This is a genomic window from Ruminococcus sp., from assembly GCF_024691275.1.
Lineage (GTDB): Bacteria > Bacillota > Clostridia > Oscillospirales > Ruminococcaceae > Ruminococcus.
The window spans coordinates 79122-98888 of record NZ_JAILNU010000075.1 but is presented as its reverse complement, the minus strand read 5'-3'; the positions used below and the strand labels follow the sequence as shown (position 1 = coordinate 98888).

The following is a 19767-nucleotide window of genomic DNA, read 5'->3' as shown; positions in this document are numbered from 1 at the left end:
CATCTTATTGCCTTTTATTCATAAGAAGGGCGGGCAAAGCCCACCCTTTTAAGACAATGTGATGCAATGTTTTTATCAGGTCGTTGAAGCTGTAGACTCAAGGTACTTATTGTCGCTGTCCCACTTATAAAGGCCTGTATCAACGAGAACGTCGAGGTTATCCTTAGTGATAACATAAGGAACGAGCAGGTAAGAAGGAACTGTCTTAACACCGTTATCGTAAGACTCTGTATCATATGTAGCTTCAGCTGAAAGTGAGCTTATAAGACCTGCATCAGGAGTCTCGCCTGAAAGGATAGCCTTGGAAACTTCAAGAGTTACACCGGCCTCATCATTTACGTTCTTGTAAACAGTCATAGACTGTCTGCCGTCAACGATGTTCTTGAGGTTAGCGATATCGCCGTCCTGACCTGTAACGATAGGTGCATTGCCGCCTGTATAGTCAGACTTGATAGCCTGAGCAACACCAAGAGCAGTAGAGTCGTTAGAGCAAAGTGCAACATCAAGGATAGTACCGTCTGAGTAATATGAAGCAAGAGTATTCTGCATATTCTCAAGAGCGTTATCTGTTGACCATGATGGAGTAGCTACCTGCTCGAAAGTCTTCTTGCCTGAAGGAATTACAAGCTTGCCTTCCTTGATGTAAGACTCAAGAGTCTCATAAGCACCGTTGAAGAAGTATCCTGCGTTATTATCAGCAGGATCGCCTGCGGTAAACTCGATATTGAAAGGTCCTTTCTCGCTGTCGAGCTTGAGCTCGTCGATTACGTACTGACCCTGGAGCTTACCAACTGTATAGTTATCGAATGAAACGTAGTATGAAACAGCATCAGTGTTCATAATAAGACGGTCATAAGCGATAACAGGGATATTAGCGTCCTTTGCCTCAGCAAGTGTCTGAGAGAGTGTATTTCCGTCGATAGCAGCGATAAGGAGAAGGTCAACGCCGTCAGCGATCATACCCTGGATATCGTTGTTCTGCTGGTTTGTATCGTTATCGGAATACTTCAGTTCAACATCATAGCCTGCTGCCTTGAACTGAGCCTCAAGATACTCGCCGTCTCTGTTCCAACGCTCAAGCGACTTTGTAGGCATTGCGATACCAACAGTTTTCTTGTCACCTGACTTTGTGTCAGAATTAGAATTTGAATCAGCGTTTGAATTTGAATCAGAATTGGAATTTGAACTTGAATTTGAATTTGTACTTTGATCTGTGTCTGATGATCCACACGCTACGAGTGAACCTCCCATAACAACAGTCATCAGAACTGCCAGAAACTTTTTCATTTTCATATCAAATGTCCTCCTTTGTAAATAATTTATGTGAAAAAATTGTTGCCTTGTAAAAACAAGTTATAAGTTGCTTCCTACTTAGTATTTTACACAATATCAATCACAATGTCAATATGTTTTATGTTAAATTTGGTTGATTGAATAATACAAGCAGCTCAATTATGTGCACTTTGTCAATTGACTATGACATTTCGTGCATTTTATATTTCCCGATAAAATCTGTTACTTTCAGACTGTTTATTCTTATTAAATTAATGTCCAAATCGTTGTGGAATTTTGTTGAACTTTTCAACAAAAAAGCCGCTCTGAAAACCAGAGCGGCTTTACTTATGATATCAGCGTAAACGTCTTCTTCTCCTGATAAAGAATGTGGCAGCTCCTGCCAGCAGCAGTGCAGCTATTCCAGCTATCTTGAACCATGTCTTGCGGATAAGAAGTCTGAGCACACTTGTTGTGACAAGTATGTTCCTGTAATTGTATTCGATCTCGTTGTCTGCCATATCTGTCAGCACAACCGATATCTCCTGAGCATGAGGAGAGTTGTATATCTCGAATGAATACTCGTCATTATCTATTCTTGTCGGAGCCGGATCGCCGTTGACATATACCTTTACCTCTTTCAGTGCAACGTTGTCGGAGATGCAAAGCTTTGCTGTATGGCTCTCGCCCTTGTAAGCACTGTTTTCGGAAATGTTCAGCGGTATACAAAGAGGAGCTGTCTTATCTACACTGAACGATACAGCAGCATTCTTCTTCAGAGCAGCGCTGACGTTTATATTGCCGGCTTCGTCCACCGAGTGGATAGAGACCGTATACTTAGCGTCCTTATCGAAGTTCTTTGCATAGATGACGTATCTGTACTCAGCCCATTCATTTTTGCCGCCCTTTTCTTCAACGGCATAATCCTTTCTCTCGGTGAGCTCTATCATCTCGGTATCTCTTGTGATGTACACCTTGCTTGGTTCAGCGTGTTTATCGGCATTACGCTCAGTGATGACGATATCGCGCGGCTCCGAGATGAACCTGCCGATAACGAACGCCGTAGCCTCATCAAGTGAGAATGTGGAACCGAATCTGTTTACTGAGAAGCTCACATTCTGTTCGAGCTTATTGTTGGCATTGTCCTTTGCACTTGCCCTGATGGTATAAATATCGTCATACTCGGCGGTCTGCGGGAAATTATCGAAGACATACTCGTAGCCGTCCTTCTTCTCGATAAGCTCACCGCTGTACTCCAGCGACTTGCCTCGGTTAGCGCCGTCCAGCTCGATCTTGATGCTGTCCTTATTAAGATTAGTGTCGGTGAACTCGATACGCGGACGTATCTCGCTTCCGTTGTTAGATCTGCTCACATTATCTGTACGGATAGCAGGCTTCTTGGTATCAATGCAGAAGCTTCCGTTATAAGTCTCAAGCGCATTGCCTGCCTTATCGCGGCCCGATACAGTTATCTCGTACTCGCCGTTCTTCTCGAACCTTATGGACGAAACATACTCATTTCCCGACTTTGTCCATGCAGAAGCTGTCGGGAAGCCATCGGACTTGTTATTGTAAGTACCTGTGATATTTATGCTCTGAGCATCGAAATTCACATCGGATATCCTTAATGTTGCTGTAACAGGCTCATTATAGTAATGAGAATTGGTCACAGACTTATCGAAGCCTACACTCAGCGATGGCGGAGTGCGGTCGATCTCAAAGCTCTGTTTATACTCATTGGCAGTTCTGCCGCCCATATCTGTACACTTGACATTAAGATCATAATTTCCGTCAGCCTCAAATGTTACCTCTGCACGATACTTAGCGTCATCAGTGCCCTCAGTTCCGCTGACGTGAGACCACGAAACGCTGCGTCTTGAACCGTTTACAAGCACCTCGGCAAGTGAGCTGTCGAAATTGCGTTCGGTAACAGTTATCAGCGCACGTCTTGCGGTATTGTAAAGGGTCTTGCTGCCGTTTTCGGGATTTCCACTCAAATCGGTATATGTAACATCTATCTTCGGGTCGGTCTTGTCGATGCTGAAATTAACTGTCTCATGAGGAGTATTCAGCGGATTTCCTGCCTGATCCTTCAGACTTATGTCAACAACGATATTGTTTGAATCCTGAGCTATGTCCAGCTTGCGCGAGAGTCGGGAAACAAGGTTGTATTCCCTGTTATTCGGAGTATCGTGCCATTCACCTGCATCGGCTCCCGATACTTCACCTGCCGCATTAACAGTTACGGAGCTGCTGTTTCTTCCCGTAACGGAAGTAATTATCTCCGCGATGCCCGAGAACTTATCCTCCGCAGTGATATCAACGGAGATATCGCTGCTGTAGAGAGGTCTGCCGTCCCTGTCCTTGTGGCTTGTCGAAGGGAGCACGAAGTTTATATGCGGCTCCTCCGAATGTTTTTCCTCACTCTCTGTGATTATGCCGTTAGTACGGACTTCGGGGGAAATCCTTCCCACATTGTCAACTGCATATATCACAAGGTAGCCCTTGAAATCAACAGGAACTCTCACATTCCATATATCCGCAGACTCCAATCTCTCGGCAATGATCTTCTCAGCAGCAAGCTCATCATTTTCGTTGTAAAGTGAAGCATACACACTTGCGAAACCTGAGCTTGGAGCATCGTCAGTCACTCTGATGCTGACAACGGCTTCACTTCGTCCGAAAATATCATAGCAGTAATCGCCGCTCCTGATGAAATTCCTGCCGTTCACCTCTGCCGAAACTACCGTAGGATCAGAAAGATCCACGTAGACTGTCTCGTACTTGACCGCGCTGTAATTATGAGCAAAGTCTTCAACGCAGAAGCCTATTCTTACGCTGCCATTTTCGATATTCTCACTCTGATCGCCTTCGCTGATACAGGGAACATTTTCGCATATGAGCACGTTGAGTTTCTTGTCATCGCTGCTTCTGAGGAAAGCGTTGAAGAAGTTCTCATCTTCTGCGGATTCAAGCGCTACATAGTATTTTCCCGCAGCATTCAGCTTTTCCTCACTGATGCCGTTGTCGGCAAGAACTATGTTCTTTTCGCGTCCGTTGACACTGATACTGAGACTTCTTATACCCGAACATTTGTCAGGATACAAATCAGCCGCCCTGATGTCCATTCTTACATCGCTGTAGTTCCTGAACCACTTCTTTTCCTGCTTGTCTTCACCCTCGCCTGTCACCTGAATGAAACAGTTCTCGGAAACAGAGCTATTGAGGATCTCGCTTTCCGGAGCGGTTTTATCAATGATAACCTTTATCTTTTCGGCAGTTTCGCCGCTGTTCAGCGAAGCATCGTTGCCAGCCCTGTCGGAAGCCTTTATGCTTATGAAGCTCTTGAGCTCTTTGTCAAGTTCTTCATCACTGAATGTATAGGTGAATTTGCCGCTGTCATCGCCGCTCATGATGAAAGATGGTTCTTTTTCGGTGCCGAAGCCGCATTTTCCCTTATCAAGACCCATGCCTTTATCAGTGATATACGCACTGATAACAGAGCCCGCCCTGATGACATACTCACTGACACCATCTTTCTCTCTGACAAATTCAGCTGTTCCGCCCACGCTTATCTTCTTATCATTTTTATCGTGGATCACAGGAGCTTCGCCGTCAAGATTAACAGTGACAGTCTCCGACTTGCCTGTAGGGTCTGAATTTCCGTTATTATCGACAGCATATACGACAAGTTTCTTGTTCTCGATCACTGTGTCCTTCAGCTTGTCAACAGCTTTTACCTTTATAATGAATTTGTTTTCCTCAGCGTTATATACAAGTGTTGGGACAACCTTTCTCTTTAATGCTGCCGCCTCAGTTTTTTCGCTGTCAACAGCTTTATTATAAGCTGCAAAAGCGTGTTCAAAGGCAATTGCCTCTGCGGGCATCTCGTCCTCGGGAGTGGTCTTTGCCAGCTTTGTGTAGTAAGCTGAAAGGCTTGTACAGCCGCCGCCCCTGACAAAGCCCTGATAGAATACATCTGTTTCGGGGTGAGAAGCGTATTCCGATCCAAGTATTGAAAGGTCTGTCTCCGCAAGAACGGTTATAAGCGCATTTTCAGCCTTTGTAATGCTTAACGTCTCGACTGTGCCTTCCTGTTCAACGCCATCCTTCCAGCCATCAGCAGGACGATCGAACCTGTAATCGCCTACATAAAGAGCGCTTATCTGCTGCTTGTCATCGGACTTATCATTGATGTACTTATCAAATACTTCCTTTATGAGATTCTGCTCATAGAAAGATTCACCGCCGCCGCTTACGGGACATTCTTCGCTGTCATCGGTATTTACTCTGAATTCGAGACCGTCTTTTCCGCTCCAGCCGTCTTTCGGTTCAACGGTAACACCCGGAGCATTTTTGTCGTCATAGAAGCAGATACTGTTTTCAAGACCGCCCTCCAGCACATCACCGTTCTTTAAGATATTAGTAACGAAAATGAACTTAGGATAGCCGATATTCTTAACATCTACAGCAAACGTCCTTGATCTCTCAACAATGCTGTACTTTCCGCTTTCCAAAGAGTTTTTGTCTCTGAGAAAGCTGTAATAGATGTTGCTTCCGTCAAAATCAGCGCTGAAATTCATAAATTTCGGAGTCGGTGACGCTGAGTCGTACACATAGCAGTGTTCGCTCCTTCTGTATACATCTTTTGTGGGAACGAAGGAGTATTTTCCGAACATACTGATCTGTGAATAATTGAGAGTTATGTTCTTTTCCTCACTGTCAACAGTTATCCTGTAGAAATTTTCCTTGTCGATCAGTTTGTCCTGATATTCATTATTGACATAGAACGTGTTGCCCTTGTAGTCATAGCTTACAAGGCGGTAATTGTTGCTCTCAAGGTACGGCACACGTATGATATAGTCGCTGCCGTCGCCCTTCTCAACATTTATATCCGACTCTTTTGTCGTTTCAGAGCCGTCAAACATAGACTTTACGTGAAGCTTATGATTGACACCTGTGATGTTGAACCTTGCTCCGTTGATGTATTTGAATTTCTCCGATTTCAGGAGATCCTTCAGGTAGAACCTCTCATTTTTGAGCTCGTATGTCTCAACCTTGTTATCATAGGAAACTATAAGGGCGCACTTATCTTTACTATAGATATAGAAATCATCTATCTCGTTCCATTTGAATTCTCTCTGACCTGTCTCATCGGACTGGTTCTCATTAACCTCATGATAGACCTTATGATAATTCGAGATATTTATGCTGAATTTCTTGGGCTTGACGCTGTGCTTCTGGTTGCTTATATCGAGATTGAAGCCTTCGCCGTTCTCGTCGGTCACCTTGACCCACATCGCAGTATCGAGCGTAAAGGACTTCGCATCGTCGCTATCATCAAGCATATACGCAGGGAGCGGCTTGACATTGACTTTCGAGCCGTGCGGCAGATATACGCTTTCGTTCAGCTTTTCGCCGTTTTCATCGGTAATTTCGACGTTCCTGACGTTTTTATCCACGCTCACCCTGTAGCTGACATCATAGACAAGCTCGTTATTCTTGAAGGAAACGAGGGTAAACTTTATGCTCTTCTGGTAGATGTAGATATCTCCGCGATTCACCGTATTTGCCTTCGGTACCTTTACGGTATTGCTGTAATTACGCTCAGGATCGACATCTATGATGATATTATCTCCCAGTGCCTTTGATGCAAGGCTTGAAAATCCCTCATAATCAAGCTCGATCGAATTGACTGTAATTTTATATTCATTATACGGATTCTGCGTTGTTGTGACAGCAGCTGTAGTTTCCGATACAGTAGTTGTTGCAGCAGCAGCCGATGTGGTCACGGCAGAAGTTGTGACCGCAGCCGAAGTCGTTGTTTCCGCAGGAGCAGCTGGCTCTTCGTTATTCTCTTCCGCCTTTGTCTGTCTGTTGACATTCTGCACCTTCACAGACACAGGAGCAGCCGAAGCTATGGGCATAGCCCCGACAGAATGTGATACTACAATAAGTGCCGCAGCAAAAGCTATTTTTCTTTTAAGATCAAATCCGCCATTATTCATTATCAACTGCCTCCCTTAATAATAGATATAACGACTGCCGCACAAACAGCGATCATTATTGCCGAACAGATAACAGGAAACAGGAATCTTTCAAGTGTATTGTTTTCCTGTTTCTGAGATGCTATTTCCTCATAGTCTGTACTTTGAGGATTTATGCTGCTCTGAACGTAGGACACTGTAGAAGACACTGTTACTGCTGCATCCTCAGATGTCACGCTCGTTTTCTTTGCAATCCCGCTTGTAGTTACCTTTGCAGTCACCTTAGTCGTTTCCGAGCCTGCCGATGTAGTCACAGGATCAGGCGCTTCATTCTGGGGATCATCATTTTTCTTTTCGTCGTGCTGATCCTCATTATTCTGCTGTTCCTGAGGATTCTCCTCATTGATCTGCTGTACCGGCGGACGTTCCGAAAAATGCTCGACAACATCTATCACACCGCCGTCAACAACAGAAAAACATTCCAGACCGAATACAGCCGCACTATTGTTATGAGTCATTATCGTGGTACTGAAATCTCCGCATGATTCCCAAATATTTACACGATAAGTGCCTACCGGAGTACCTGCGGGAACGGTAACGATGAACGAACCTATCTTACCTTCATCATTAAAACGGTTCTCCGCAATAAACGAAGCTGATATGGTATTATCACGCCCTGAGCAGCCGTAAATATTTACTCCCATGAGACCGTTGACATCGCTTTTGATAACGTGATCGCTGTCAAATCTCAGTCTTTCATCAACATCAAAGATGACATTCAGTGACACGAATCCCGGATTGTTCCAGATGTATACAGGTATCTCCACTACCCTGTCAGTATTCAGCGTCGATCTGTCTATCTCGGCGCTGCCCATATTCAGCTCTATATCTGACGGAGCAGTATAGCTTATCGCATCTGCTGTCGGGTATGAATTCATACCCGCTGCCATAGTTAAAGCAGCAGCGGAAATTCCAAAGGCTGTTCTGATAACTTTCATTTTTTACTCCTACGGTCGTCGATCACATCAGGATCGGCGTTTATAACAATAATATTTCTTATTATCCTGAAATCGTTTTCAGGACTGTTATTTCTGCTGACCACAATTGTATCATTCACGGTTTCGGCTTTTTTTCTGCCAACAACAACGGTTATATTTTCATCGTCATTCTGAGCGTTAACGGCAGTTTCTGTAACGCTTCCCGAGCCTGACATCACCGCAGAATGGACTTCCTTCAATGGTTCTGAAGGGCTCTTTTTAGCCTTGATCTCAGATACGAGATTGGCGACGACCTTATACCTTGCCGCGATCACAACGGTACATATGAGCAGCAGTATCCCCAGCCACAGAAATATCTGTGAGATCATCTGCCAGCTATGTGAATCCATTCCGCACCTCCGTTCATTATGCGCCCTGTATCTCCTCAATTATGTCATTATAGAAGCGAAGCACGTACTTCTTTGCTTCATTTGCAGAATCATCTGCGGTATTGATACTCTCGGTCTTTTCCTTTATATCATCAAGAAAGCTCTTCTGCTCATCATAGTTTATACCTGACTTTGCAAGCTCTCTCATATTGGCGTATTCAAGATTAATAAGAGTTTTATATGTCTCCAGGATTATTATCTCAGAATCGGCATTAGCCTCCTCCACAAGTTCGCTGAGAGCCTTCATGCTGTCCCAGAGATCGCTGCAGTAGTTCTTTTTGAGCAGCTCATTCTCCTTTTTCTGTGTCTGCGAGCAGAAATCACCAATAGCACAGTATACCTGAGCTATCTCGTACTTATCGGGCGAGCGCTTCTTGAAATTCTGCGTCTGGGCTTCCCTGAACCACTTTACGGAAGCTATCTTGCCCGAAGTACTGCCGCTCTGCTGAGAAACATCGTCACTTGTATTCCCGTAAAAATAGTAATACCAGTAAAGTATGCCCAGCTCATAGGCGACTTCCTCATACTGCGGATCTTTTTTGAGCAGATTGATATTCTCATTGATGAGGGCAAGTATCTGTTCGGTTTCATCGGCATCGAACACCATATCGTTCTTGTACAGCTCGATGAGCTTCAGGTAAGCATCGGCATAAGAACCGTCAGCGATTATCACCTTCTCAAAAGCGTCTGCACGGGCAGAATACTCGGCGGTATTTTCAGCTCTTTCGACAAGCTTTGTGAAGTCCTCGCTCCTGCTCTTATTCGCCATTATTCCTGCGAAAAGGGATACGCACAGAGACAGTGCCGCCAGTCCCGCAACGATGCCTGTTGCTCTGAAGTATGTATGATTATCCGTTCTTTCGAGCTCCTCATAAAGCTCATCACACGAACGGTAGCGTTTTGTCTTATCATCGCTGACACATTTACGGATTATCCTGACAAGGCCTGCATTTGCACCCTTGTCGAAAACGAATCTGTCCGCAGAGCTTACAAGCTCACCGTTTGCAGAAACGTTTTTCGGCTTTTTTCCCGTGAGCATATGGTACAGAGTAGCACCTATATTGAAGATATCGGTCTGCTCGTCCAGCTCCTCCTGATTGAACTGCTCGGGAGCTGCATAGGCGGGAGTATAGGCAAAAGTACCTTCCTGTCTCTCGATAACAGAGCCGAAGTCTATGAATTTCAGCTTGCCGAACTTATCGGGGCGCTTTGCGTTCTCAAAGTCCTCCTCATTCCTCACGACCATGATATTGTCGGGCTTCATATCGCTGTGTATGAAGCCGCACTTATGTATGAACGACATTACATAGCATATATCCTTGGCATATCTCAGCACGGTCTTGTGACGGAAGGGATCATAGGCAAGGAGCTTCTCCATAGAGACTCCGTTGATATAGTCCTGCACGATATACAGTGCATTCGGGTCATTGTCAATGATCTCGATTATATTGGGAAAGAAGGAGTTTTTCACGTCCTTCTCATAGAATTCTTTTATCAGGAGCGACTCCTGTCTTGCATTGTAAGCGTCCGTACCATTTGTCTTCATGACCTCTTTTACGGCTCGCTGAGCGTTATTCGCCTTCAGATCAACGGCTCTGTACACCACAGATGTACCGCCCTTACCTGCGACATTAACGATCTTGTATCTATTTTCAAGGACAAAGCCTTTGTTGAGCAAACGGATCTCCTCGCTTTCAGCAGAGCTTGACCATAAGGGCAGTAATATTGTCCTTTTCTCCGCACTGAATGACCTTATTTTTCAGCTTTTCAAGGTTAGACCTTATCGTCTTTTCATCTTTGTTTGCCGACGGACAGAGCGCCACCTTCAGCTCATCTGCGGACACCTTTTTCCTGAATCCGTCCGAGCAAAGCATATAGCACTCGCCTTTGCTGAATTCGGAAATGCTGTAATCGTAAGAAGTGTCCTCCAGTCCTGCACCTATACAGTTTGTGAGCTGGTTCTGTCTCGGATCTTTTTCAGCCATTTCCTCGGTTATAGTGCCGTTCCTCAGCTCCTGACCGACAACGGAGTGGTCTGAGGTGAGTATCTTTATCTCGTTCTCGGTTATCTTGTAAAGGCGCGTATCGCCCACATGAGCTGTCAGGAGCACGTTCATATGCGGGATTATAAGTATTCCCGTAAACGTCGTAGCCATATCCGAGGCGTGTTTCTCCGCATATGAATTTATGCAGTCATTGAGTTCGTGGAGCCTGTCGTCGATAGACTCCCTTATCTTCAGTACCGATGCAGAGCAGCGCAGCAGCTCGGGAAACTCGTCGGCGAACCACTCGTTCATGCGCTTGCAAACGAAGCCGCTGGCTTTTTCGCCTGACGAAAGGCCGCCAACTCCGTCACAGACAGCTGCAAACAGCACCTTGTCGTCCTCGAAGGCAGCCTCCGCGATAAACAGCGAATCCTGATTGACCTTTCGTACAGCGCCTTCGGTCGTCACATAAGAAAAAACATATTCCATATCATTTCCCACCGTCAGTTTTCTTCGTAGAAGGTATACACGATACCGTGATACAGGAAATTACAGCCTGAAAATATACTCGTCTTTTCACCCGACGGCACTTCACAGCCCTCAACGCTCAGTGACGGACAGGATATATTCTCGATGAATATGCTGTGTCTGCTGCCGTTGTTTTCACGTCCGATGATAAGTCCCGAAAGCTCGGCACAGGTGAAAGGATAAACGAACACAGGTATGCGCTCCTTGCTTGATGAATTCACAAGGTAAGCGATTTTTTTTGCCATTGCAGGATCGGCTTTTCTGGCAGCTGCACTGTTTTTGTCCCCCACTATGACAGTGGCGGAATCACTTGCATTGACTGTAAACACGTAAGGCACATCGCAGAAATAGATCACGTCGCCGCTGTTGAGCTGTTCCTTTGATATCCTCTTTGCATTATCCGTACAATTATTGAGGAAGGTGCCGTTAGCAGATCCCTTGTCCTCGATATAGAAGCTTCCGTCCGAACAGGTTATAACAGCGTGTTCCTTGGAGACAGTTCCCTTATCGGTAAGCGCAAGATCGTTGTCGGGTCTGCGTCCGATAGTGAACGGGAAGCGTGTGATAGGTATTTCCCTGTTGTTCTCGTCTTTCAGGAAAGCAGGGCAATCCGCATTCCTGTTCCTGTTCACAAGAATGGTATGGTCAGAGTCGTCGTCCGCAGGCGCAGTGCTTTTGACCTCCGCAGCAGCGATATTCACGGGAGCGGCATTGCTGCTCATCTGCTGCTCGGCTGCCTCAGGCACCATGAGCACATCATGGAGCACGGTGTGAAGGCTTTTCGGCGAGATAAAGCCGCCCTTGTCCTTCTGAGCGTTCATCTGCTCCTCAAGGAAGAAGCTGTACTTCTGCATGACCGTTCCGTTGGTGATAGTGATATTTGCATTCTTGTTCAGCTTATTGAGGAACTTTATCATATTGGCACTTCTATAGCCGTTTTCGAGGAGCGGCAGATAAGCTACATAGAGCTTCTGCTTTTCCACATCAAAATACACGTTCTTCAGATCATTCAGCAGGATATTGTCATAGGGGATAGTTGCGCTCATACAGAACTCCACTATCTTCTGAAACTGGCTCAGTATAGCGAAATACTTATCCTGCGGCATAGTCTGCTTGATATATTCCGACAGCGCAGTCATGTTGCTTACATTATACTTCAGCACATTTCTTGTAGCCGTTTTTTCCCATCTTACATTCAGGAAGCCCTTATCAGTATTCCCGTTGATGAACTGCAACTGTTTCTCGTTTATTTTATCTCTTTTTTTCAGAACTGCCTGCAAAAACGTATCGCAGCCCTGATAAAGCAGCTTTGTAGTGATATTACCAGCCATCTTCTCACCCCTAAATGAAACTAACGCGAAATCTCGCCTTTTTCTGCACTTCACCCACCTTATTGACACACAACGTACAGAAAAAAACAAACTTACGAATTATTATACCACTTTGAACACGATTTGTCAATATTTTGAATAAGTTTATTGCACAACTCACAAACATATATAATGCAAAACGCACAAAATACCGATATGTCATTATTTACGCAAAAACGCTTCCGCAGCCTCAGTGCTGCAAAAGCGTTTTTTTCAGTATATTATCACTGTTTATCGTCCGGTCGGCGTACAAGAGAAACATGGCCTTCAAGCTCTCTGAAGCCGTTTTTTACGTAGAAATCAAAAGCAGGCAGAGATCTGTCAGTCTGCAAAAAGATATGATCCACGTCAAGTCCTCGCACATATTCGTCTATCAGGCGCATGAACTCACTGCCCAGACCCTTCCCCTGCTTTTCCGTCTTTACGCAGAACTCATGGATATAGTACTCCGTGCCCGCAAACCAGTGCATGATATAGCCAAGCGCCAGTCCCACAAGCACATTATGTTCGTAAAGTCCCAGCGAAAGAGAATTGTTATTCCCTATCAGGTCAAGGATATAGCTGTTCAGCTGAACAGGGTCGCTCCAGTCATCGAACCACGGTTCGCTGGTAAAGACTGATATAAAAAGCTCTTTTATAATATCAATATCATCTGCCCCAAGTCTTCTGATCTCCGTCATAATATCTCCTCCTGTCTGTTGAAAATGCGGATCGTATACGTTAAGCGTTATGGTATGAACGCACGGTATGCCGCAGCATTAAATCAATTATAATAATTATATCACGCAATAAACAGAAAAGCAATGTATAAATATTTAATTTTGTTTAGCTTATCTATTGAAAAAGCGGCTCATTCAATATATAATATTATAAAAGGAGAAACTATCATGATATACCTGAAAGCAGCAAATACAGACGATATCGAAAAAGAATACCTTTTCGTCCGAGATATCCCCTCCGACGAAAACGGCTATATCAATGAATATAACGGCATTTCACGTCAGGACTTCGTCGATGCTCTCGACTGTATCATCGCAAACTCTAAAGGCGGACGCCTCCCCGAAGGCTATGTTCCGGCAACTTCCTACTTTTTATGGGACGGCGAAAATATCGTCGGGAAATTCGACCTCCGCCACTATCTTTGCGAGTCGCTTATAACGGGAGCAGGTCATATAGGATATTACATAGCTCCGGAACACCGCAGAAAAGGCTATGCTTCGGCAGGTCTTGCACTTCTGCTCAAAGAAGCTGCCAAAACAGTTCCCGAAGACGAGGTATATCTCTGCGTTCACAAAAATAATCCCGCCTCTCTCAGAGTTATGCTGAAAAACGGCGGATATATCAAAGATGAAGACGATATATCATACTATGACCGCGTTGCAAAGGAGCGTATCAGATGAAACACTGCGGCACACAAACCATAAGCACACCACGGCTCACACTGCGCAGATTCGCACAAAACGACCTCGAAGATATGCTCACCAACTGGGCAGGCGATGAGGCTGTGCAGAGCGAATACGGCGAGCCTTCATATCCCACAGCCGAAGAAGCTCAGGCGCTTCTTGACAAATACATGAGCGGTTACGCCTCTGACAGCTTTTACCGCTGGGCTGTGATTGAAAAGGAAAGCGGTCAGAACATCGGTCAGATAGCCTTTTGCAGAGTATACGAGGACATACGTACAGCCGAGATCGAATACTGCATAGGCAGAGCTTTTCAGGGGCATGGCTACGCAGGAGAAGCTCTTTCGGCTGTCATCGCCGAGATAATGAAAAGCACGGATTTCAAGCGGCTCGAAGCCTATCACCGCGCTGAGAACACAAAGTCGGGACGAGTTCTCGAAAAATCAGAAATGCACATCACCGACAATGTTGAGCGCTTCCGTCAGCAGGGAGAGCTCCCGACAGGTGAGGTGTGCTACTGCATCGAACGCGATTAAACGCAAAACATTTTAAACAAGTACATCGACCTCAGATCTGTCAGGCATCTGGAATATCGACCTGAACTTTTCCGCAAGTCCCTCGTCGATGAAGTACGCATCGTTCGTGCCTGCTTCCACTTCGGCATTGCGCTGAGCTATACGCCGCTGCCACTCCTCATCACTGACGTGTATATAGTGCAGCTGACAGTCGATACCGCGCTCGGCAAAGAAGCACCTTGCGAAGCTGCGCTGCTCCCTTGTCCAGAATCCCCAGTCGAGGATAACATCAGTTCCCGCAGAGACTATCTCTGCGGCTTTTTTGTACAGGTACTTCTCGCTGCGGCGAACATATTCATCATGCATATCGCCTGTTTCCTTTCCGAGAATTGATATCATAAGCTCGTCGATAGAGAGTATCACTGCACCGAGCTCCATGCCGAGCTTTTGTGCGTAGGTACTTTTTCCGCTGCATATCCTGCCGCAAGTCATAATTATTTCAGGCATTTTTTCCTCCGATCAGTACTTTTGTGAATCCTGCTCCGCTTCTTTCATGGGGGTGTGCTTTATAGCCGCATTTCAGGTAAAACTCCTCTTTATCCTTAGCACTCATAAGCTGTAGGTACGACCACCATCCCTCTTTAAGCTGACTGCGGATATACTCCTCAATATGAGTGAGCAGCCGCCTTCCCACACCTTTCCCCTGATACTCAGGCAGCACAACAAGATCTTTCAGAAAGAATGCCATTGCGCCGTCACCGATAAGCCTTGCCATAGCTATAGTCTTTTCGCCGTCCCTAACTTCAAAAGTAACATAGCTGTTCTTCAGTGAAGTTTCAACGAGTTCGCGGTCGAGGCTGCCCCAGCCCGCAGACTCCCAAAGCTCAATAAAGCGATCTGTTTTCAGTGTATTTTCGTGTATCGTGTAGTCCATGAATTACCTCCGCCGTGTTTTTTATGATTATATCATAAAAACATATTTATTTCAATGGGATATTTTTTTCACAACCTGACAATTGAATATCGCTGCAAAATGTGATATAATGAATGCAAAAGAACTTGCAGATACGCAAATCTTAGATTTACTCCCTGCAATCGGGACATTATAGCATAACGCTTCGCTTATACGCTATAATGGCTGAAAGAAATATTTTTCAAAAGTTGTTCTTTTATGTCACACCTTGTTTTTTAGATTCGATTATTGGTATGAAAGCACTTGAAGTTCATACCAAAAGGAGATTTTTAAAATGAAAAGACGTTTATTTATTACATTATTACTCGCAGCTGTCATTTCATGCACAGGCTGCGGAAAAGACATCGTAGGTCAGTCTGACGTGCTTCCTTCTGCGTCAACTGCAAAAATAACATCGGGCACTGCCAAGGTGCAGAGCGAAACAACTTCGACTACAAAGGCAGCTGCATCTGCAACCACTTCAGCTGCCAATATCGAGACAACTGCGACCACCACTGCTGAAACTCCCACACAGGCACCAACAGCTGCTCAGTCAAACGAAGCTGCTCCCGCAGGCGGCGGTGCAGCCGCACAGCAGCCCGTTCAGCAGCCAGCTCAGCAGCAGGAACAGCCGCAGCAATCCGCACCTGCTCCGTCATATACTCCTTCCAACACCACAGCTCCTTCACCGAACGACAGCAATTACGGTGCTGCACCTACAGTATACAACTACGACGGCATGACATACATTCAGGGCGTACTCATCGCAAACAAGTCCTACAGCCTCCCTGCCGGCTTTGCTCCAGGTCTTGACCAGACCTGCCTCAACCAGTTCTACAAGCTCCAGAATGCAGCTTCACAGCAGGGTCTCAACATATGGCTGTCATCAGGCTACCGTTCATACGATTATCAGGCTCAGATATACAATAACTACGTAGCCCGTGACGGACAGGCAGCAGCAGATACATATTCCGCACGTCCAGGATATTCCGAGCATCAGACGGGTCTTGCCATTGATGTCAACCAGATAGACGACTCCTTCATAGGCACTCCCGAAGCTGTCTGGCTCGAGAATCACTGCCACGAGTATGGATTTATCCTCCGTTACCCGCAGGGCAAGCAGAACATCACAGGCTATAAGTATGAATCATGGCATATCCGCTATGTAGGTACTGATATGTCTTACGCTATCCATAACAGCGGTCTTACTCTTGAGGAATACTTCGGTATAGACTCATACTATCACTGATAAATGCTTTTCCACGAGCTCTGAGGTGCGCCTCGGAGCTCTTTTTCTGTCAGAAAACGCCCTTCTAAATAATGAGTTCAAGGTGAACGCCGCAAATCTATGATTAAAACAAAAAAATATATATTTTCCTGTTACGTTTATGATGCTTTTGCGGAATAGATATTATGAAAGCCGTCGCAATGCATTGAAAAAGCTTTACTTTACGAGGTGATAGATAATGACCAAAGATGAATTCCGCAAAAACGCAGACCGCTCGTCTGAACAGGCTCAGAGAGCTCTGTTCGATGAATACTTCAGCTATGTATATACTATAGTTTACGGTAAACTCCGCAGCTGCGCAAAACCTGAGGATATCGAAGAATGTGTGGGAGACGTTTTCGCCGATGTATACATATACTACAACGAAAACAAAGCTCCTATCGGTAATATATCAGCTTTTATCGGAACTGTTGCAAGACGAAAAGCTATAGATGTTTACAAAAAGCTCACAAAAAATAATCTCGCAACGGTCTCAGTTGATGACGAAGAAACCGCTGAACTAAAAGCTCCTGACAATACAGTTGAAACTGTCGAGAAAAAAGAGCTTCGCTCCATTCTTCTGAAATGTATAGAGCTCCTCGGCACCCCAGATTCAACGATAATAATGCAGAAGTATTTCTTTATGCGAAGCTCGAAGGAGATAGCTGAACTTGTATCAATGACTCCCGAGGCTGTACGTGTACGCAGCAGCCGCGCACTTGAAAAACTCAGGAAACAACTTAGCTCAATGGGAATAAAGGAGGGCTTAATATGAAAGACATGGAACTTGATCTCGATATACTCGAAAATGCAGATGACAGCGAAATAAAACGCATCGCCGAATTCAACAGCGTCCCCGACAGTGCAAAGGAGAGAATGTTCGATATCAGCAGAAAGATATACAACGAAAAGACCAACACCAACGCCAGATCAAATGGCATTGAGGTATCGGGCGTTGAACAGTACAGAAAAACTGTATGGCAGAAATTCGTCGCTGCCGCTGCTGCTCTTGTACTCACAGCAGGAGCTGTCTCAGGCGGTGCTTGGCTTATCAGAAACCGCAAAAATGTCCATACCATATCCACAGAAAACGAGACAACTCTCCCCACCGAAGAAAATACCGCAACAGAAGCAACTACAGAGAATGTTACCACGCTTCCAACAGAATCCGTCACTGTATCAGAAACAGAGAATGAACCTCACTCTTTTTATGATCCTATAACTGACTCATTCATTGAATGTGATCTGAGTTGTTTTTCATTCAATTTATATAACTACAAAGATGATACTCATACGGATTTCAATAATAGATACCCTCAATGGATAAATCTTCTGAATTCATTTGACTATGAAGAACTGCCGTCGGACTACGATATTATCGATCGCATGATTAATTACAATGGAAACACTCTTAACATCGCATACACACCATATGACGAATCTGATGATCCATACTATATCATTATCTATGAAAACGGCATTGTTTCAAACTCAAAAGATAATAATAACATATACTATTATCAGATAAGTGAAGAAAACGCAAAAAAGCTTATTGATATGGCTGAAACAGAATCAAAAAAAATGTATGACAATTTAAGTCCAGACCTTTTCCTAAAACTTTACACACCCGTTTCAGCTGATATCATATGTCAAAACACAGATACGCATGACGAAATACGTACTTTAAGCAATGAAGACTTTGATGCGTTCATAAAGTTCCTGACAGCCTCTGACCAGGAATACGCTCCGAAAGAGCTGCCAAGCACTGATGGAGCTGAATCGGATCATATACTTAATTCTTCCCCTGATTTTATCTTTAATATCGAAATAAAGGAAGATAACCTCAAAATGTACCATATATGGTTCTTTAACGACAATACTATATACTGTCTTTACGGCGGCAGTGCTACGAGAAGACTTTATCAGGCATCTCCCGAAGTTTATGAAGCAGCCAAAAAAATGTACGATAAATATTACACAAGATAAAAATATCCCCTCTGATAAGATTCAGAGGGGACTTTTTGCGGTTATATCGAAAATCCCATACCTTTCAGCATATCCACATCTCCGCGTATATCGTTGCCTGATGTGGTGAGCATATCGCCTGTGATAGTTGAATCAGCTCCCGATAAAAACGCCTTTGCGCCGCTGTCTTTCATGAGGTTCCTTCCTGCTGCCAGACGAATGTCAGCTTCGGGGACTATATACCTGAAAAATGCTATTGTACGAAGTATATCGTCCTCTGTAATACGCTCGGTATTTTCAAGAGGAGTTCCCTTTATTGGCATAAGAGCATTTATCGGTATGGACTTCACGTTCAGTTCGGAAAGGCTCACTGCCATGTCCAGCCTGTCCTCCCAAGTCTCACCCATGCCGATTATTCCGCCCGAACAGACCTCGACCCCTGCCTTCTGCGCTCTGCGTATACACTCTATTTTGTCATCGTAGGTATGAGTTGTGCATATATTCGGGAAATTCCGCCTTGAAGTCTCGATATTGCAGTGGTATCTGCTCACTCCCGCTTCACGGAGCTTCTCGAACTGCTCCTGAGTGAGAAGTCCGTGTGAGCCGCAAAGAGCAATATGACATTCCCTGCTGAGCAGACTGTAGGCATCGGCAGCTTTTGCGAAATCCTCATCGCTGAGAGTTTTTCCTGCTGTAACTATTGAAAAGCGATGTACGCCGCGCTCCTCATTGTGGCGGCACTCCGCAAGTATAGTATCATTATCGAGGAAACCGTACTCCTCTACACCTGTGCAGTGATGTGCGGACTGAGCACAGAACTTGCAGTTTTCAGAGCATTTGCCGCTCCTGCCGTTGATTATGCTGCAAAGGTCTGCGTGATCTCCGTGAAAATGCCTGCGTATCCTGTCCGCGCCCTTGCAGAGCTGTTCAAGGTTGGCGGTGATGAAGTATCCGAGCTCCTCGCCGCGCTTTATGCGTCTGCCGCCGATTATCTCGTCGGCAAGTTTATTCATATCCATTTTATACCTCCTCTTATTCATTGAGATAAGAGTATTATACCACTGGCAAAAAGAAATGTCAACCTATTTTGTATTAAC

At 45.0% G+C, this 19767-nt stretch carries 16 protein-coding genes; 5 read left to right on the top strand and 11 right to left on the bottom strand.

The features are described from left to right. Positions 1-75 precede the first annotated feature (75 nt). The 8 genes from K6G33_RS09105 to K6G33_RS09070 all read right to left on the bottom strand — a co-directional run bounded on the left by K6G33_RS09105 (position 76) and on the right by K6G33_RS09070 (position 13248). Positions 76-1293, bottom strand: coding sequence for a sugar-binding protein (locus K6G33_RS09105; RefSeq protein ID WP_296778575.1), 1218 nt, complete (start codon positions 1291-1293; stop codon positions 76-78). Positions 1294-1628: 335 nt separating this feature from the next. Beyond that, positions 1629-7280, bottom strand: coding sequence for an Ig-like domain-containing protein (locus K6G33_RS09100; RefSeq protein ID WP_296778574.1), 5652 nt, complete (start codon positions 7278-7280; stop codon positions 1629-1631). 2 nt (positions 7281-7282) lie between these two features. Continuing rightward, positions 7283-8257, bottom strand: a complete 975-nt coding sequence (locus K6G33_RS09095) for a hypothetical protein (RefSeq protein ID WP_296778571.1) — start codon at positions 8255-8257, stop codon at positions 7283-7285. After that, complete coding sequence (locus K6G33_RS09090) at positions 8254-8646, bottom strand: hypothetical protein (protein WP_296778570.1); 393 nt, start codon at positions 8644-8646, stop codon at positions 8254-8256. Before K6G33_RS09090 ends, K6G33_RS09095 begins: the two co-directional genes overlap by 4 nt. Positions 8647-8662: 16 nt before the next feature. Next, entirely contained in the window at positions 8663-10363 is a 1701-nt protein-coding gene (locus K6G33_RS09085; RefSeq protein ID WP_296778568.1) for a serine/threonine-protein kinase, read from the bottom strand. A gap of 16 nt (positions 10364-10379) precedes the next feature. Next, positions 10380-11159 (bottom strand): PP2C family serine/threonine-protein phosphatase, encoded by a 780-nt coding sequence (locus K6G33_RS09080; protein ID WP_296778565.1) that lies wholly within the window; start codon positions 11157-11159, stop codon positions 10380-10382. A 14-nt stretch (positions 11160-11173) separates the two neighbouring features. Beyond that, on the bottom strand, positions 11174-12529 hold the full coding sequence (locus K6G33_RS09075) for an FHA domain-containing protein (protein ID WP_296778563.1): 1356 nt from the start codon (positions 12527-12529) through the stop codon (positions 11174-11176). 263 nt (positions 12530-12792) lie between these two features. After that, the gene (locus tag K6G33_RS09070) at positions 12793-13248 is read right to left on the bottom strand and encodes a GNAT family N-acetyltransferase (protein WP_296778560.1); all 456 of its coding nucleotides are present in this window, start codon (positions 13246-13248) and stop codon (positions 12793-12795) included. A gap of 207 nt (positions 13249-13455) precedes the next feature. On the opposite strand from K6G33_RS09070, the gene K6G33_RS09065 reads away from it, so the two are divergent. Beyond that, positions 13456-13968, top strand: coding sequence for a GNAT family N-acetyltransferase (locus tag K6G33_RS09065; protein WP_367270497.1), 513 nt, complete (start codon positions 13456-13458; stop codon positions 13966-13968). Further along, on the top strand, positions 13965-14507 hold the full coding sequence (locus K6G33_RS09060; RefSeq protein WP_296778557.1) for a GNAT family N-acetyltransferase: 543 nt from the start codon (positions 13965-13967) through the stop codon (positions 14505-14507). Before K6G33_RS09065 ends, K6G33_RS09060 begins: the two co-directional genes overlap by 4 nt. Before the next feature lie 12 nt (positions 14508-14519). Here K6G33_RS09060 and K6G33_RS09055 read toward each other — a convergent pair whose 3' ends face one another. Together K6G33_RS09055 and K6G33_RS09050 are read right to left on the bottom strand one after the other, a co-directional pair. Further along, positions 14520-14993 (bottom strand): ATP-binding protein, encoded by a 474-nt coding sequence (locus K6G33_RS09055; RefSeq protein WP_296778554.1) that lies wholly within the window; start codon positions 14991-14993, stop codon positions 14520-14522. Next, positions 14986-15420 carry a GNAT family N-acetyltransferase gene (locus K6G33_RS09050; RefSeq protein ID WP_296778553.1) on the bottom strand — a complete coding sequence of 145 codons (435 nt, stop codon included), beginning with the start codon at positions 15418-15420 and terminating at the stop codon, positions 14986-14988. Before K6G33_RS09050 ends, K6G33_RS09055 begins: the two co-directional genes overlap by 8 nt. 313 nt (positions 15421-15733) lie before the next feature. Here K6G33_RS09050 and K6G33_RS09045 point away from each other — a divergent pair, with 313 nt between their 5' ends. From K6G33_RS09045 to K6G33_RS09035, 3 genes are all read left to right on the top strand, one after another. Continuing rightward, positions 15734-16687 (top strand): D-alanyl-D-alanine carboxypeptidase family protein, encoded by a 954-nt coding sequence (locus K6G33_RS09045; protein ID WP_296778550.1) that lies wholly within the window; start codon positions 15734-15736, stop codon positions 16685-16687. 217 nt (positions 16688-16904) lie between these two features. Then, entirely contained in the window at positions 16905-17480 is a 576-nt protein-coding gene (locus K6G33_RS09040) for a sigma-70 family RNA polymerase sigma factor (RefSeq protein ID WP_296778548.1), read from the top strand. Next, positions 17477-18691, top strand: a complete 1215-nt coding sequence (locus tag K6G33_RS09035) for a hypothetical protein (protein WP_296778546.1) — start codon at positions 17477-17479, stop codon at positions 18689-18691. Before K6G33_RS09040 ends, K6G33_RS09035 begins: the two co-directional genes overlap by 4 nt. A 41-nt stretch (positions 18692-18732) precedes the next feature. Here K6G33_RS09035 and bioB read toward each other — a convergent pair whose 3' ends face one another. Further along, on the bottom strand, positions 18733-19683 hold the full coding sequence (gene bioB, locus K6G33_RS09030; protein WP_296778602.1) for a biotin synthase BioB: 951 nt from the start codon (positions 19681-19683) through the stop codon (positions 18733-18735). Positions 19684-19767: the final 84 nt, after the last annotated feature.

Excerpts from the sequence above, each read along its gene's own strand:
- K6G33_RS09095 (WP_296778571.1), bottom strand. The coding sequence starts at position 8,257 with ATGAAAGTTATCAGAACAGCCTTTGGAATTTCCGCTGCTGCTTTAACT.
- K6G33_RS09055 (WP_296778554.1), bottom strand. The coding sequence starts at position 14,993 with ATGCCTGAAATAATTATGACTTGCGGCAGGATATGCAGCGGAAAAAGT.
- K6G33_RS09040 (WP_296778548.1), top strand. The coding sequence starts at position 16,905 with ATGACCAAAGATGAATTCCGCAAAAACGCAGACCGCTCGTCTGAACAG.
- K6G33_RS09105 (WP_296778575.1), bottom strand. The coding sequence starts at position 1,293 with ATGAAAATGAAAAAGTTTCTGGCAGTTCTGATGACTGTTGTTATGGGA.
- K6G33_RS09035 (WP_296778546.1), top strand. The coding sequence starts at position 17,477 with ATGAAAGACATGGAACTTGATCTCGATATACTCGAAAATGCAGATGAC.
- K6G33_RS09045 (WP_296778550.1), top strand. The coding sequence starts at position 15,734 with ATGAAAAGACGTTTATTTATTACATTATTACTCGCAGCTGTCATTTCA.
- K6G33_RS09075 (WP_296778563.1), bottom strand. The coding sequence starts at position 12,529 with ATGGCTGGTAATATCACTACAAAGCTGCTTTATCAGGGCTGCGATACG.
- K6G33_RS09065 (WP_367270497.1), top strand. The coding sequence starts at position 13,456 with ATGATATACCTGAAAGCAGCAAATACAGACGATATCGAAAAAGAATAC.
- K6G33_RS09070 (WP_296778560.1), bottom strand. The coding sequence starts at position 13,248 with ATGACGGAGATCAGAAGACTTGGGGCAGATGATATTGATATTATAAAA.
- K6G33_RS09090 (WP_296778570.1), bottom strand. The coding sequence starts at position 8,646 with ATGGATTCACATAGCTGGCAGATGATCTCACAGATATTTCTGTGGCTG.
- K6G33_RS09060 (WP_296778557.1), top strand. The coding sequence starts at position 13,965 with ATGAAACACTGCGGCACACAAACCATAAGCACACCACGGCTCACACTG.
- K6G33_RS09080 (WP_296778565.1), bottom strand. The coding sequence starts at position 11,159 with ATGGAATATGTTTTTTCTTATGTGACGACCGAAGGCGCTGTACGAAAG.
- K6G33_RS09050 (WP_296778553.1), bottom strand. The coding sequence starts at position 15,420 with ATGGACTACACGATACACGAAAATACACTGAAAACAGATCGCTTTATT.
- bioB (WP_296778602.1), bottom strand. The coding sequence starts at position 19,683 with ATGAATAAACTTGCCGACGAGATAATCGGCGGCAGACGCATAAAGCGC.
- K6G33_RS09100 (WP_296778574.1), bottom strand. The coding sequence starts at position 7,280 with ATGAATAATGGCGGATTTGATCTTAAAAGAAAAATAGCTTTTGCTGCG.